Here is a 13,961-nt window from a genome sequence, read left to right as displayed (position 1 = left end):
TGTGTTGTTTGGTTGGAAATAAACCTGTTGACGAATCAAAAGTCGAAAACTGCCGCCAAACTACCTATTCAGCCATCGTTCAAATTTGTTCAAATTGCTTCTGATTGGCGATCAGTGCTTTGGTAGCCTGATCTGTTGCCGCAGTATTTTGAGGTAATCAGCCGTTTTCAGCAAGCGACTGCCGTACCAGCTGAATAGCTCACCATCAACCAGCATCACCTGCGCCGATGGACAGAGGGCTTGCAGCTCGGCCAGGTGTTTGTCCTTAAACGGGTACGGTTCGGAGGAAAGAAAAAGCAGGTCCGGCCGGGCCGCCTGCAAATCACTTTCGGTAATTTCAGGATAACGGGTCAGGTGACCGAAGGCGTTCTGAAACCCGGCCGCTTCAAGCATCGAGTTGATGAACGTATCGCGCCCGGCCACCATGTAGGGCTTCCGCCAGATGAAGTAAGCGACGGTTGCTGTTTTGGATTTCGAACCCAAAACAGAACTGGTCGGGATTTGACATCCCGACCAGCGCAGATTGTTCATTCCTTCGGCGGAAAAATTAGTTTGCCCGCCGAAGGAATGAACAATCTGCGTAACTATCGTCTCCGCTTCCGGCTCTCTCCCGACCAGCTTGCCTACGTCCCGAATCATCGCCAGCGCGTCGGCCAGCGTTACCATGTTCGTTACGTGAACCGGGTAATGCCGTTGCAATTCGTCAATCTGGTCGCGGATGTTTTCCTCTTTGTTGGCAATAATCAGATCCGGCTTCAGTTCGTGAATGCGGTCGATATGCAGCGTTTTGGTGCCGCCGACGCTGGGTTTGCTTTTTACTTTATCCGCCGGGTGAATGCAGAATTTGGTGATACCGACGATCTCCTCGTCCAGTCCAAGGTCAAAGAGCAGTTCGGTTTGCGAAGGAACGACGGAGATGATACGTTGAGGAGGCATGACCAAGTTCTACTGATCAATTGAGTACAACGCCGAGCTTTCGGTAAGTGTCAGATTGCCTTGTCCGTCTGAGAAAACACGAGGCTGATAGTTATTCTTGATGGAACCGAACTGCGGCAGAATCCACTGTCCGGCTTTTGTATAAATGTAGTTGGTACCATCAACGTTCAGCCAGAGATTGCCTTTGTTATCCGTGTTGAAGTTCGAGACGTATCGCCCGGAGTCATAATAGCCCACAGGAATCAGAGACAGTTTTCGCAACGTGCTACCATCATATTTAAGCAAAACACCGTCCCAGTTGCCGTCTTTGACCACCATCCATAGGTTACGCTGATCGTCCTCAAAAGCCCCCCATATATCATTACTAATGCCTTTTTTAATAGAAACGTAGTCCCTCAACTCCCAGGAGGCAAGCAGATTCTGGGCCTGGTTGTCAAATACGGTTATGTTTTCGCCATCCAATCCAATTGAATAGTTTTTGGTCAAAAAGCGGGCTCGTTCGGCAGTAATAATCTGTTTGACGGTTTTTTGCGGAACGTCCCATACCATTGTTCCCTTTGATGTAGCGAAACGAAACTCAGTAGGTTTAATATCAACAACACCATAGAAATAACCGTCGTCTAAAAGTACGGCATAGTCCTGCCAGCGTCCATTGACAAATTGACTTACGGTTTCCTGAGTACCATTGACTGTTATGCCCCAAATGCCACCGGCCTGATTGAGAAATAGTTCTCTCAGTGGCTTGGAGGCTATCTCGGTTATACTCCCAGCTTCGACAAGCGCATAACGGGCCTCCTGCCCAGCGTATCCACTAAGCAAATAACGTGATCCAAACTGGCGAACTGAACTTCTAAATGGAAAGTCCACGATTTTTGTGAGTGTAAAGGGTTGAGTTGCCAGATCCGCTTGTTTAGGCCCTTTGAGTTTAGAGCTGGAAGGAGGGTAATCGATTGGATCAAGTAAATTATTGAGGCTACAGGCCGAGAAAATGAACGAGAGGAAAATAAACAGACAGAACAAGCGAAAGATTTTCATGAGCGTTGACGTAGGAAATATACCAATTCAACAAAGTTAACTGGTTGTAACTTGTGGACCAGATTTGTTGTTAATTAGTTGTACGGACCCCAAAAATTTGTGGTTCCTTGGCTCTGTTACAAATCGGTGGCATTTCGAATCGCTTCCTGAACGGCTTCCTTTGACAAATGTGGGTACTTTGCTACAATAACATCAGGCGTTGCACCGGAAGCTACCCACTCCATAACAAGCTCCACGCTGATGCGGGTGCCTTTGAGACAGGGCTTGCCACCGAGAATATCAGGATCAGCGGTTATGTGTTGGAAGGATTGCATAGACTATAGATTTAGCTTTCTAAGTTAATTATTACCTCCGTAGGAGTGGCCTGTCAATAGAGCAAAGAAGCGAAACTGTTTCGCAGCGCCGTAGGGGCAACCTGAACTAATCGACCAATCCCTCAGGCGTGCCTACGCTACTATGGCGATCGTACGCGGTATCAATGGCTATTAACAAGGCACTCTTAGGTAGCATTATGTAAGGAACGGCAACTTAGTACTCATTGCCAATTCCTCGCTAAAATTCGCTAAATTTGTTTAAACTAATACTACTCATTCGGTGAAGACAGCCACTGCGACGAAACCTACCAAACCCGCTAAAGAAACCCCCTTAAATCGGCAATATAACCAGGTTAAAGCCAAGTACCCCGGCGCTTTGCTGCTCTTCCGCGTCGGTGATTTCTACGAAACCTTCGGCGAGGACGCCGTCAAAGCCAGCAAGATTCTGGGCATTACGCTCACCAAGCGGAACAACGGCGGAGCCAACGAGGAACTGGCTGGTTTTCCGCATCACGCGCTGGATACCCACTTACCCAAACTCGTCCGGGCAGGCGAGCGCGTGGCCATCTGCGACCAGCTTGAAGACCCCGCCCAGGCCAAAGGGATCGTTCGGCGGGGGGTGACGGAACTGGTGACGCCCGGCGTTTCCTTCAACGATAACGTACTGGATACGCGCCGGAACAACTACCTCGCGGCTGTTCACTTTGGGAAATCCGACGATCAGTTTGGCATTGCTTTCCTGGATATTTCAACGGGCGAGTTCCTGGCGTCGCAGGGCAACTCGGCGTATATCGATAAACTGCTGCAAAGCTTCAATCCGTCGGAGGTGCTGTACTGCAAGCGCAACCGGGCGGAGTTTGGCAGCCTGTTCGGCGACAAGTTTCATACCTATACGCTCGAAGACTGGGCGTTTACCTACGACTTCGGCTACAACTTCCTCAAGCAGCATTTTCAGACGACCTCGCTGAAAGGCTTTGGCATTGAAGGCCTTCCCGACGGTATCATTGCGGCCGGGGTGATTTTACACTACCTCAACGAAACCGAGCACAGGGACCTCCAGCACATTCAGCGTATCACGCGGCTGGAAGAGGACCGTTACGTCTGGCTGGATCGGTTCACGATTCGTAACCTCGAACTCGTTGCGGCTCAGCAGGAGGGGGGCGTTCCGCTGATTCAGATTCTGGATCAGACCGTTACGCCGATGGGGGCACGTCTGTTGCGGAAATGGCTCAACCTGCCCCTGAAGGAAAAAGCTCTGATCGAAGAGCGCCTGAACATGGTTGATCTGCTGCATCAGGACGACGAACTGCTGGAAATCCTGGTTGGGCACCTGAAACAGATCGGCGATCTGGAACGGCTGGTGTCGAAGGTGGCCGTTCGGCGCATCAATCCCCGCGAGTTGCTGCAACTGAAGCGGTCGCTACAACACGTCCTGCCGATTAAAGAACTGCTGATAACGGCTTTGTCGCAGAAGCCCGAATCGCCGAGCTTAAAGAAATACGCCGACCAGCTTAATCCGGTTAGCTTCCTGATCGACCGGATTGATTCCGAACTGCGCGACGACCCGCCGACGCTGTCGAACCAGGGGAACATGATCCGGTCGGGGGTGAATCCGGAACTTGACGAACTGCACAAGATTGCCTATTCAGGTAAGGATTACCTGCTGCAACTGCAGGATCGCGAGATTCAGCGAACAGGTATCTCCTCACTGAAAATTGCGTACAACAAAGTTTTTGGGTACTACCTCGAAGTAACGAACGCGCACAAGAACCGCGTGCCCGACGACTGGATTCGGAAGCAGACGCTGGTCAATGCCGAGCGCTACATTACGCCGGAACTGAAAGAGTACGAAGACAAGATTCTGAACGCCGAAGAGCAGATTTTCAGCATTGAGTCGCGGATGTTCAACGAAATGATCGTCGCGGCCGGTGAATACGTCGCGGCCATTCAGCAGAACGCCCGGGTGCTGTCGGTGCTGGACGTACTGGCGTCGTTTGCCCACATCGCGCTGAAGAATCGGTACGTTCGGCCCGAGATTACCGAGAGCAAGGTGCTGAACATTAAGGACGGTCGCCACCCGGTAATCGAACAGCAGTTGCCGCCCGGCGAACCGTATATTCCGAACGACGTTTACCTGGACGATGAAACGCAGCAGATCGTGATCATTACCGGCCCGAATATGGCGGGTAAATCGGCCCTGTTGCGGCAAACGGCCCTGATCGTGCTGATGGCGCAGTCGGGGAGCTTTGTGCCGGCATCGTCGGCGGAAATCGGGCTGGTCGACAAGATTTTTACGCGGGTAGGGGCGTCGGACAACCTCTCGCGGGGCGAGTCGACGTTCATGGTCGAGATGACCGAAACGGCCAGCATCCTGAACAACCTCAGCGAGCGGAGCCTGGTGCTGATGGACGAAATCGGCCGGGGAACGAGCACGTACGACGGTGTGTCGATTGCCTGGGCGATTACCGAATACCTGCACAATCACTCCGACTGCCGCCCGAAAACCCTGTTTGCCACGCACTACCACGAACTGAACGACCTGGCCAACGATAACCCGCGGATCAGGAATTACAACGTGGCCGTGAAGGAAGTAGGCAACAAAGTCATCTTCCTGCGGAAGTTGCAGGAAGGCGGCAGCGAACACAGTTTCGGTATCCATGTGGCGCAAATGGCCGGTATGCCGAGTTCAGTGGTCAACCGCGCGGGCCAGATTTTGAAGCAGCTGGAAGCCTCGCACATCCGTGAAGCCAACAAGGAAAAGATCAGCCAGGCAGGCCCCAGTCAGGAGCAGGAGATTGCCCTTAAAATCTTCGAAGCCGGCGATCCGAAAGCCGAAGCATTGAAAGAAAAACTCCGCGCCATCGACGTCAACCGCCTGACGCCGATTGAAGCCTTGCTGAAGCTGAACGAGCTCGCGAAGCTGGTGGAGTAATACATCTTAATCGACAAGTAAATTGGAACAAACAGTAAACAACAAACCAATGGAGTTAACCATACTCACCGCCCCACTGACACCACAGGAAGTTGAATGGCGGGTGCAAAGCCAGACCAAAGACGGTCAGAAGATTATCGTCGTGCCGTATATCACCAACCGTTGCGTTATGCAGCGATTCGATGAGCAATTCGGCTGGTCGAACTGGCAGAATGAAATCAAGGAAATCGAAGGCGGGTTTCTCTGCACGATCTCGGTCGTGATGCCCGGCGGCATGGTGGTCCGCAAGACGGACGGCGCCAGCCGAACGGATATCGAGCCGGTCAAAGGCGGTATCAGCGACGCCATGAAGCGCTGCGCAGTGCAGTTTGGTCTCGGACGGACACTGTACGATTTTCCGCGGGTTTTCGTGCAGACCACCGACAGATACATACCTGATTGGGCGGTACCGCTGCTGGACAAGATGGTGGAAAAAATCAACGCGGGCGGCACCGTGCGCGATGTAGTAGTGCTTAAACCTGAACACGCCAAGCCGGCTGCCAGAGCCGTTTAACAAAAAGCCCCACCAGTGCTGGTGGGGCTTTTTGTTACCTATGCAGGGTTTAATTACCGTGACTCCTAGGCAAGGCTGTGGATGTACTGCTCAAATTCCAGGAAATCCTCTTCTTTCATCACCCGCGGAATCTTGGTCTGGCCACCGAGCTTTTTGTACTCCTCACTCCAGCGGTGAAACCTCTCGACCGGAATCACTTCGGCTTCCACGCCTTTCAGCGATTTGGTGCGGGCCACTTTGTAGTTCTTGTTCAGTTCGCACAACTCACTGTCTAGCGACTCGGCCACGTTCTGATCGTCAATGGGGCGGTTGGAGCCGATAAACCATTTGTTGATATACTCACCGTTTTTGCGCACAGCCGCTACGACAAACTCCTCAATCTCAATGTCGTATTGTTCCTGTAGCTTCTGCATGGCCTGGTTCATCTGATGAACAGATAACTGTTCGCCCACCACATTCAGGAAGTGCTTCGTTCGGCCGGTGATGCGGATCTCTGACCGTTCCTTGTCGGTAATCATGACCGTATCACCGATCATGTACCGCCACGTACCCGACACCGTCGAAATCAGCAGGACGTAGTCGACGTTCTCCTGCGCTTCGGCCAGCGACAGAATGGTAGCGTCCTGTTTCACCCGCCCGTCTTCGTCCATGTTTTCACTGGTGAACGGGACAAACTCGAAAAAGATGCCGTTGTCGAGAATCAGGGCCATCGACGACGTATCGGGCCGTTTCTGGGTGGCCAGATAACCCTCTGATGCCAGATACGTATCAATGTAGATGAGCGGCCTGGCCAGTAACGTTTCGAAGCTTTTCCGGTACGGGTCGAACGCTACGCCCCCCGTCGTATAGACTTGCAGGTTAGGCCAGATGTCATGGATGGTAGTCAGGCGATTGTGTGAAATAACCTCTTTCAGCATCATCTCGATCCACGACGGAATGCCGCTCAGGCTGCCGATGTCCCACTTCGGGGCTTCCTGCGCAATGCGATGCACGCGCTCGTCCCAGTCTTTAATCGACGCGATCTCAACACCCGGCTTGTAGTACCCCCGGAACCAGGCCGGAATATTAGCCGCGCTGATCCCGCTGATTTCGCCTTCCTCGTGGTCATCTTTTTCGATCAGGCTGACGCTGCTCCCCAACATCATGATCTGCTTCTCGAAGAAATCGCCGGGCAGGTCGAAGTTTTTTAAACTCATCACCTGCTGAATGCCCGATTTACGAATTGAATCGAGCATATCGTCGGTCACGGGAATGTATTTGCTGTTGCTGGTGGTACCGCTGCTCAGCGCAAAATACCGCTGACCACCCGGCCAGGTTACGTTCTGATGCCCTTCCAGCAGGTAGTGCCACCAATCGTCGTACATCTTATCATAATCATGCACGGGGACTTCCTGCTGAAAAGCGGTTACAATATCGTCGCTGCCGAGAATGCTGGCGAAATTATGTTTTTTACCAAAAGCGGTAAGTCGGGCTTTTTCCAGCAGTTGTCGCAATACCTCGCGCTGGGCCTTTGCCGGATCAGGTTCCGATGTTATGGAGCCGTATACATCAATCGCTTTCTTAATTAATTCGCCGATAACAGTCATGGATGATTCGTTCTTGTACAAACACTGCCTGAATTAACCGGATCGCCTGATGTTTGTTCGGCAGTTGGATAAAGCCGCGCCTTCAGGCCAAAAAAAAGCGATCTGGTTCCGGAACCAGATCGCTTACGTAATACGGGTAGCCCTCAGGCCACAGGTTCAGCTTTGTAGCCGGCCGTTTCTACCGCTTTCTTCACGGCACCCGCATCGGCCCCGTCGGTTTCGACGGTCAGGGTCCGGTTGGGGTCTTTCAAATCAACTTCCCAGGTTTCTACCCCGTCGAGGGCGTTGAGGTGGGGCGTAACGGCTGCGACACAGTTACCGCATTTTATGTTGGTTTTGAATGTTAGTGTTGCCATAGTTTTGACTTGGTTATACGTTTGAGACAGTTTTTATGCACACCCTCAACCCCTGATGTGGGCTAATGGACCCGAATGGTTTTAGCCTCTTCAGGGCGTTGGAGGTATATTATGTTACAGTTTTGAGGTTTTCAATCGTAGACTATTACTCACGACCGATACCGAACTCAGCGCCATGGCCGCACCGGCGAGCATGGGGTTTAGCTGAAAACCGAACGCGGGATACAGCACCCCGGCCGCAATCGGTATGCCGATCAGGTTGTAGATAAACGCCCAGAACAGGTTCTGCCGAACGGTCCGTACGGTCTGGCGCGAGAGTTTCAGCGCTTTGGGAACCAGATTCAGGTCCGACGTAATGAGCGTGATTTTTGCTACGTCGATGGCGATGTCGGAGCCTTTGCCCATCGCGATGCTTACGTCGGCCTGAGCCAGTGCCTGCGAGTCGTTGATGCCGTCGCCGACCATCGCCACAGTCTGCCCGTTGGCTTGTAAATCCTTCACGAAGGCGGCTTTATCGGCGGGCAGCACGTTCGCTCGTACATGGTCGATCCCAACCTGCTGAGCTACGGCCTGGGCCGTTGCCGCATTGTCGCCGGTGAGCATATACACCGTAATCCCCTGCTGTTGCAGGTCGGCTACGGCTTGTCGGGAGGTTTCCTTGATCCGGTCGGCGATGGCCAGAGCCGCCAGTACGTTCGTTTGACTGGCGAAGTAGATAACCGTTTTAGCTTGCCGCTGCCATTGATCAGCGAGGTCGTTTAGAACCTCCGGTAATGGCAGGCCGCGTTGTTCAACCAGGCTCCGGTTACCAACCCAGAACCGGTCGCCATCCCGCTCGGCCGTGATGCCCTGACCGGTCAGGCTGTCGAAGCTGCTCATGGCAACGCGTTCGACAGCCCGCTCCGACAATGCCCGAACGACGGCTTCGGCCAGTGGGTGTTCCGATTGGGCTTCCATCGATAACAGGATGGATTGATACCGTTTCTGTTGCGTTGGGTCTACGGCCCAGGCCCAATCCGTTACGTCGGGTTTGCCTTCGGTGATCGTGCCGGTTTTATCGAGCACAACGGCCGTGACCTGCTGACCCAGTTCCAGACTTTCGGCGTCTTTGATCAGGATGTTGTTTTCGGCCCCTTTCCCAACGCCGACCATAATGGCCGTGGGGGTTGCCAGGCCCAGCGCACACGGACAGGCAATGACAAGGACTGTGACGGCGGCAAGTAGACCCTGGGCGAAGGCATTGTCTCCCGCTCCGGCGTTCTGGCCGAAGATGAGCCAGGCAACTAAGCTCAAAAGCGCAATGCCAATAACAATGGGTACGAAAATGCCCGCAATTTTGTCGACCAATTTCTGCACCGGCGCTTTGCTGCCCTGCGCTTCCTGCACCATGCGGATGATCTGCGCCAGGATGGTGTTGCCGCCCACCTGCTCGGCCGTGAACTGAAAGCTGCCTTTCTGATTGACCGTTCCGGCAAAGACCCGCTCACCGGCTTTTTTCTCAACCGGTACCGGCTCCCCGCTAATCATGCTTTCGTCTACAAACGACTGGCCATTGGTCACGCGGCCGTCGACCGGAATGCGTTCACCCGGCCGGACGATGATCGTTTGCCCAACGGTTACCTGGGCTATGTGGATGTCCTGCTCAGCACCATCAACCAGGACGCGTACCGTTTTGGGTTGCAGACCCATCAGCTTTTTAATGGCCGAAGACGTGTTCGATTTGGCGCGTTCTTCCAGGAGCTTGCCGAGCGAAATAAAGGCGATGATTACGGCCGCAGCTTCGAAGTAAACGTGCGGACCGCGTTCGGTCGGGCCGCGTTCGGTCGGGCCGTGTACGGTCGAGCCTAAACCCTGACTGGTCCAGTATTCCGGGTAAACTGTATTGAACGTGCTGAAAAGAAACGCAATGCCGGTCGACAGGGCCACCAGCGTATCCATATTGGCTTTACCGTGGCGAGCCTGCCTGAACGCGTTAACGAAGAACTGTCCGCCGAAACCGAAGACGACCGGGGCCGTCAGAATCAGAGAGCCCCAGCGAATCAGCGTGTGGTCAATCGCAACGGCGAACCGGCCAGACAACTCCATAACGAACATCCCCAGAATCACCACCAACGCAGCCAGCACCGAAGCGCCAATGGTTTGCCGCTTCAGGGCTACGTAGCGCCGTTGCTGGGCTTCTTCCTGCTGCCGACGGGCTTCTTCTTCGTCTTCAATGACCAGGTCGTAGCCGATGGATTGCACCGTCTGGCGCAGAGCCTCGGGGCTTGTTGCGGTATTGTCGTATTCCACCCAGGCGGATTGATTGGCGTAGTTTACGCCGGCGTCGTACACCCCGGGAGCGGTTTTCAGCATGGACTCCACACTGACGGCGCAGGCCGCACAACTCATCTCCAGCACCGGAAATGTCTTTTTTATGATAGGCCGGTCGGCGGTTTTCTTACCCAACCGAACGGCAGTTCCTGCTTCCATACTCTTCGTTATTTGGGGCCGTTCTGAGCGCTCAGAGCAGCCCTGCCTGTACATAACAAAGGTACGGCCGTTGCAGTGCACGAGTTAGTACAGAATTAAGGAGGGAAGGTACAGGATTGCCGATCTGTTAGTCTGATTACCTCACAGCACCCTGGTAGGGTATGGTGATGATGCCACTCGCCCTGTTGGAGAAGGTGCCCACGTTTCGAAAACCGTAATTTCCGAAAAAGTTGGTCATGAGCAGATGAGATTGGGATAGGTAGTAAGTTGGTTGCCAGTTATCTGGAACCATGGCAAACGCCGAGCAGTTGTTGATATTCCTTTGTTAAACTCCGCAAGGGAGCGGCTACGGGTGACCCATCAAAGGCTTCAATGGGTAAGTCAATACGCACACCTTCATCATCGAGCAGATAAGCCGATACGAGCACATTGCCAAGAGCGACAAAGCTGTTGAGTACTTCCAGTTGCGTGTCCAGTTCCGCACGACACACACAGGGGCCCTGTGTAGAGCCATCCGAAGTACCCAGGGTGAAATAAAGAGTCATAGCGTTGAACCAGGTTAGGCGATTGGTATGCATATACCCGTTGGCACTACCTGCCAGGCCGGCGAGTACCAACGGGTGAAATGTCTAGAACGTAATTTTTGATACCGTCCCGTCACCCATGCTGGTTAGGTAGGCCGTGTGCGCATCCACCACTTTCAGGTCCGTTGGCATATTCAGCTTGTCGAGCAGTACGTCGCTGCTGGTCCCTTTGGCCCGTAGCAACCGACCCGTGTTCGGCGTCCACCCCATTGCTCCAAAGGCGGCAAATTCAAGGGCCAGGTAGTTGCCATTGCCATCGTTCTCGATGTCGACCAGGCTATTGAACGTCTGCTGGAAAACCGTGAGCTTGCCCGTCAGATCCATCCGATAGATGAGCGCTTTACCGGCCGGGAACGGAAAGCCCAGCAACGTACTGATGGCGAACTGCCTGCCATCGTAGGTGATGCCCGTTGGTACCGATTGAACAAAAGGTGGGCCTGGCGGGGGACCGGCCGGATTTGGGTTAGGAATACCCGGAACAGCCGTCACTACCGCGAATTGATTGGGTCCTGACCGCCGAACAATGGCGTTGGCGGCTGCATCGGTGAAATAGAGCGCCCCGTCGGGTCCCTGAATCATGTTGTAGGGGTGCGATTCGCCGGTGTCTTCGGTAAAGTTGTAATTGATCACAAACTGCTGAATAGTCTCCGGAGTCAGGCTGGCAGCAGGAATGGGGGCATTGCCGGTTTTGTACGAGCTGAGATTGAACGTATAGAGGCCTTTGGCATTCAGTATGTAGAGCACACCATCAACGACCAGCAGGTGGTCCGTTGCGTCCAATTCATTGTCGGGACGTACAAAGGAATACAGACCAGTAATGACGGGGTGCACTTTTCCATCCGGCGTGATTTCCGATACGCGACCATCGTCTTTACCAGTACCTTGTTCGGTTACAAAGACCCGTCCGCTGGCATCAGTCTCTACACCAATGAGTCCCACTAAGCCGGTAGCCAGCGTAGTGGTGGTGAGCTGAACATCGGGGGCCGTAACCCGGTGATCCTGGCAACCGGAGAGTAGGCCGCCCACCAGAAAAAAAGAGAGAATGGGTAGTTTACAGTGCATAACCTGAGTTGTTTTAAGCATACTGATTGATAAAAGCGAATGGGGTTGTCGGACCGGACTTGGTTTGCTCCGGTAAACAAGGCCTTAATCCGCGCCTGAAGCTGAGTCAAAAGTAGGTGGCAAGGCTGCCCTCCGACGATAACAAATGATCCAAATGCGATAACAAATGGTCTATTTTGAACCAAAACGATACGTTGACGGCTCTCGTGACCGTCTTCAAAGGCTGTTTCAGGTGGTGGGCAGTTGATTTAGATAGTGTAGTTGGTCAGACTGAAATCACGACTGTCCTGATCATCGGCGTTCTTGTTTGATAAGCCGGAGTCGCTGGCAGGAGCGTACCCGCTCACAAAAACTGCCGTTCCATTCCGGCCGCTCTCCACGGCTTCCAGATAGGATTGGGCTACGGTGGCCGCTGTTGGGTAGCTGGTGCCATCCAGTCCGAACAAACCAGCGGTTTCTGCCACCAGCGGGGGGTGAACAATCACCAGCCTGCGCCCCAGAGTCATATCCAGGGCAGCCGCCCGGACAAAGCCTTCCAGACCGGCATTGACCATCGCCACCATCGACGTTGCCGGCCAGGGCGCGTAGGCCAGCATTCCTCCCGTCATTACCAACACGCCATTTGGCCGTAGCCTGGCGATGCCCCGGCGGGCCATGTTAATCTGGCCCATCAGCTTGCTCGCTAACGTCAGCTCAATCTGCGAATCGGTCAATTGATCCAGTGGGGCAAAGGCCGCATCACCGCCAATGAGCAAAATAGCATCCAGTTCACCAATTTGCTCGTAAAAGGCATCGATGCTGGCCAGGCTGGTGAAATCAACGCTGGGCTGTGTAGAACGGGATGCGCCGATAAGCGTAAACCCCTGCTTGGTAAGGAGATAATCGACGGCTTTGCCGATGGTGCCCGAAGCTCCAATAAGTAATGCTTTCATACTAAGTACGTTAACGTTAAGTGTTACAACATACCCGGCCGGTCAACTGACAAGCGGCTGATGGGGCGATAATCCGTGCACTCGATGTTGGGAGCGATATACGTTGGTCTGACCGGTTCTTTACGAACCAGGTCGGTGCTCAGGTATTTTTTGTTGCAATCGCACAGAACCGTCACCACGCGGGCTTCGGGGCCCATTTCCCGTTGTAGCTTAATGGCTCCGACCAGGTTCGCGCCCGACGAAATGCCCACCGCGACACCCAGTTGCCGGGCCAGTTTCTGGGCCATCAGGATAGCGTCGCCATCGTTGGCCTGTACGACATGATCCAGTTCGTTTAATTGCAGAATATCGGGTACGAATTCGTCAAAGAAGCCCTGAATCCGGTGGGCTCCGGTTTTATATCCTACGGATAGTGTGGGCGATTCGGCGGGTTCGAGCGGATGAATACGAATGTCGACGTTTCGGCATTTTAAGTAACGGCCTACGCCCATCACCGTCCCCCCCGTACCGACACCGGCCACGAAGGCATCCGGTATGATGTCAACGCGCTCGAGCTGAAGCCAGATTTCCCGGCCCGTAGTCAGGCGGTGGGCGTCAATGTTATCGGTATTAGCGAACTGGCGGGGTAAAAACACGCATGGGTCGCAGGCCGCCATGTCTTCCGTCCGTTGAATAGCGCTCATAAAACCGCCTTCTTCTTTGGTGAACAGCACGATATCGGCCCCCAGGCTCCGAATGATGTCAATCCGTTCCTGGCTGACGCCGGCGGGCATGATAATGGTAACGGGGTGGCCCAGCGCCTGCCCAATGGCCGAAAAGGCAATCCCCGTACTGCCGCTGGTGGCTTCAACAATACGGTCACCCGGTCTGATCCTGCCTTCCCGATACGCCTGATGCAGAACATGAAGCGCCATTCGGTCTTTCATGCTGCCGGTCAGGTTGTATTGCTCACATTTTACGTAGAGCGAACGGGGCTGTCCCTGGTCGGTGTAGCAAACTTCCAGCATGGGCGTGTTGCCGACCAGGTGCCAGAGCCGTTCAAACTTTTTCTGAACAGCGGGTGTCAGGGCCGTTTCTGTTGCTGGATAAGTATCATCAGAATACGTAAAGCGTTGAGGGTAAAGGAGAAGAGGATGCATACATTGAGCTTTATACAGAGTTCACTATAACCTGTCAGTCATACGCTACTGAATAGCCCAGCG

The 13,961-nt window shown here is 53.7% G+C and carries 12 protein-coding genes; 2 read left to right on the top strand and 10 right to left on the bottom strand.

The features are described 5' to 3' along the window. Positions 1-111 precede the first annotated feature (111 nt). The 3 genes from DYU11_RS31555 to DYU11_RS31545 form a co-directional block, all read right to left on the bottom strand. Positions 112-936 carry a helical backbone metal receptor gene (locus DYU11_RS31555; RefSeq protein ID WP_119671744.1) on the bottom strand — a complete coding sequence of 275 codons (825 nt, stop codon included), beginning with the start codon at positions 934-936 and terminating at the stop codon, positions 112-114. A gap of 9 nt (positions 937-945) precedes the next feature. Further along, positions 946-1,971: a hypothetical protein gene (locus tag DYU11_RS33110; protein ID WP_147368091.1), complete on the bottom strand. Its 1,026-nt coding sequence runs from the start codon at positions 1,969-1,971 to the stop codon at positions 946-948. 116 nt (positions 1,972-2,087) lie between these two features. After that, on the bottom strand, positions 2,088-2,285 hold the full coding sequence (locus DYU11_RS31545) for a DUF433 domain-containing protein (protein ID WP_119671742.1): 198 nt from the start codon (positions 2,283-2,285) through the stop codon (positions 2,088-2,090). Positions 2,286-2,565: 280 nt separating this feature from the next. On the opposite strand from DYU11_RS31545, the gene mutS reads away from it, so the two are divergent. Both mutS and DYU11_RS31535 read left to right on the top strand, forming a co-directional pair. Then, on the top strand, positions 2,566-5,217 hold the full coding sequence (gene mutS / locus DYU11_RS31540; protein ID WP_119671741.1) for a DNA mismatch repair protein MutS: 2,652 nt from the start codon (positions 2,566-2,568) through the stop codon (positions 5,215-5,217). Positions 5,218-5,266: 49 nt separating this feature from the next. Beyond that, positions 5,267-5,770 carry a Rad52/Rad22 family DNA repair protein gene (locus tag DYU11_RS31535; protein ID WP_119671740.1) on the top strand — a complete coding sequence of 168 codons (504 nt, stop codon included), beginning with the start codon at positions 5,267-5,269 and terminating at the stop codon, positions 5,768-5,770. 65 nt (positions 5,771-5,835) lie between these two features. On the opposite strand, the gene DYU11_RS31530 is transcribed toward DYU11_RS31535, so the two are convergent. The 7 genes from DYU11_RS31530 to DYU11_RS31500 form a co-directional block, all read right to left on the bottom strand. Then, positions 5,836-7,356 (bottom strand): GH3 family acyl-acid amido synthetase, encoded by a 1,521-nt coding sequence (locus DYU11_RS31530; protein WP_119671777.1) that lies wholly within the window; start codon positions 7,354-7,356, stop codon positions 5,836-5,838. Between the two features lie 143 nt (positions 7,357-7,499). Next, positions 7,500-7,712, bottom strand: coding sequence for a heavy-metal-associated domain-containing protein (locus DYU11_RS31525; protein ID WP_119671739.1), 213 nt, complete (start codon positions 7,710-7,712; stop codon positions 7,500-7,502). A gap of 114 nt (positions 7,713-7,826) precedes the next feature. Then, positions 7,827-10,181, bottom strand: a complete 2,355-nt coding sequence (locus DYU11_RS31520; protein WP_119671738.1) for a heavy metal translocating P-type ATPase — start codon at positions 10,179-10,181, stop codon at positions 7,827-7,829. Between the two features lie 278 nt (positions 10,182-10,459). Further along, positions 10,460-10,726: a hypothetical protein gene (locus DYU11_RS31515; protein WP_119671737.1), complete on the bottom strand. Its 267-nt coding sequence runs from the start codon at positions 10,724-10,726 to the stop codon at positions 10,460-10,462. 84 nt (positions 10,727-10,810) lie between these two features. Continuing rightward, complete coding sequence (locus DYU11_RS31510) at positions 10,811-11,827, bottom strand: ScyD/ScyE family protein (protein WP_119671776.1); 1,017 nt, start codon at positions 11,825-11,827, stop codon at positions 10,811-10,813. A 248-nt stretch (positions 11,828-12,075) separates the two neighbouring features. Further along, positions 12,076-12,759 carry a short chain dehydrogenase gene (locus DYU11_RS31505; protein ID WP_119671736.1) on the bottom strand — a complete coding sequence of 228 codons (684 nt, stop codon included), beginning with the start codon at positions 12,757-12,759 and terminating at the stop codon, positions 12,076-12,078. 23 nt (positions 12,760-12,782) lie between these two features. Further along, positions 12,783-13,898: a PLP-dependent cysteine synthase family protein gene (locus tag DYU11_RS31500; protein WP_119671735.1), complete on the bottom strand. Its 1,116-nt coding sequence runs from the start codon at positions 13,896-13,898 to the stop codon at positions 12,783-12,785. Between the last annotated feature and the right edge of the window lie 63 nt (positions 13,899-13,961).

Origin of the sequence: Fibrisoma montanum (genome assembly GCF_003583365.1) — a bacterium.
In the GTDB taxonomy this organism is placed as follows: domain Bacteria; phylum Bacteroidota; class Bacteroidia; order Cytophagales; family Spirosomataceae; genus Fibrisoma; species Fibrisoma montanum.
This window is presented reverse-complemented; position numbering and strand designations above follow the sequence as displayed.

Bases quoted from the DNA above. Each gene is read 5' to 3' on its own strand.
- DYU11_RS31555 (WP_119671744.1), bottom strand. From the start codon at position 936: ATGCCTCCTCAACGTATCATCTCCGTCGTTCCTTCGCAAACCGAACTG.
- DYU11_RS33110 (WP_147368091.1), bottom strand. From the start codon at position 1,971: ATGAAAATCTTTCGCTTGTTCTGTCTGTTTATTTTCCTCTCGTTCATT.
- DYU11_RS31545 (WP_119671742.1), bottom strand. From the start codon at position 2,285: ATGCAATCCTTCCAACACATAACCGCTGATCCTGATATTCTCGGTGGC.
- DYU11_RS31535 (WP_119671740.1), top strand. From the start codon at position 5,267: ATGGAGTTAACCATACTCACCGCCCCACTGACACCACAGGAAGTTGAA.
- DYU11_RS31530 (WP_119671777.1), bottom strand. From the start codon at position 7,356: ATGACTGTTATCGGCGAATTAATTAAGAAAGCGATTGATGTATACGGC.
- DYU11_RS31525 (WP_119671739.1), bottom strand. From the start codon at position 7,712: ATGGCAACACTAACATTCAAAACCAACATAAAATGCGGTAACTGTGTC.
- DYU11_RS31520 (WP_119671738.1), bottom strand. From the start codon at position 10,181: ATGGAAGCAGGAACTGCCGTTCGGTTGGGTAAGAAAACCGCCGACCGG.
- DYU11_RS31515 (WP_119671737.1), bottom strand. From the start codon at position 10,726: ATGACTCTTTATTTCACCCTGGGTACTTCGGATGGCTCTACACAGGGC.
- DYU11_RS31510 (WP_119671776.1), bottom strand. From the start codon at position 11,827: ATGCACTGTAAACTACCCATTCTCTCTTTTTTTCTGGTGGGCGGCCTA.
- DYU11_RS31505 (WP_119671736.1), bottom strand. From the start codon at position 12,759: ATGAAAGCATTACTTATTGGAGCTTCGGGCACCATCGGCAAAGCCGTC.
- DYU11_RS31500 (WP_119671735.1), bottom strand. From the start codon at position 13,898: ATGCATCCTCTTCTCCTTTACCCTCAACGCTTTACGTATTCTGATGAT.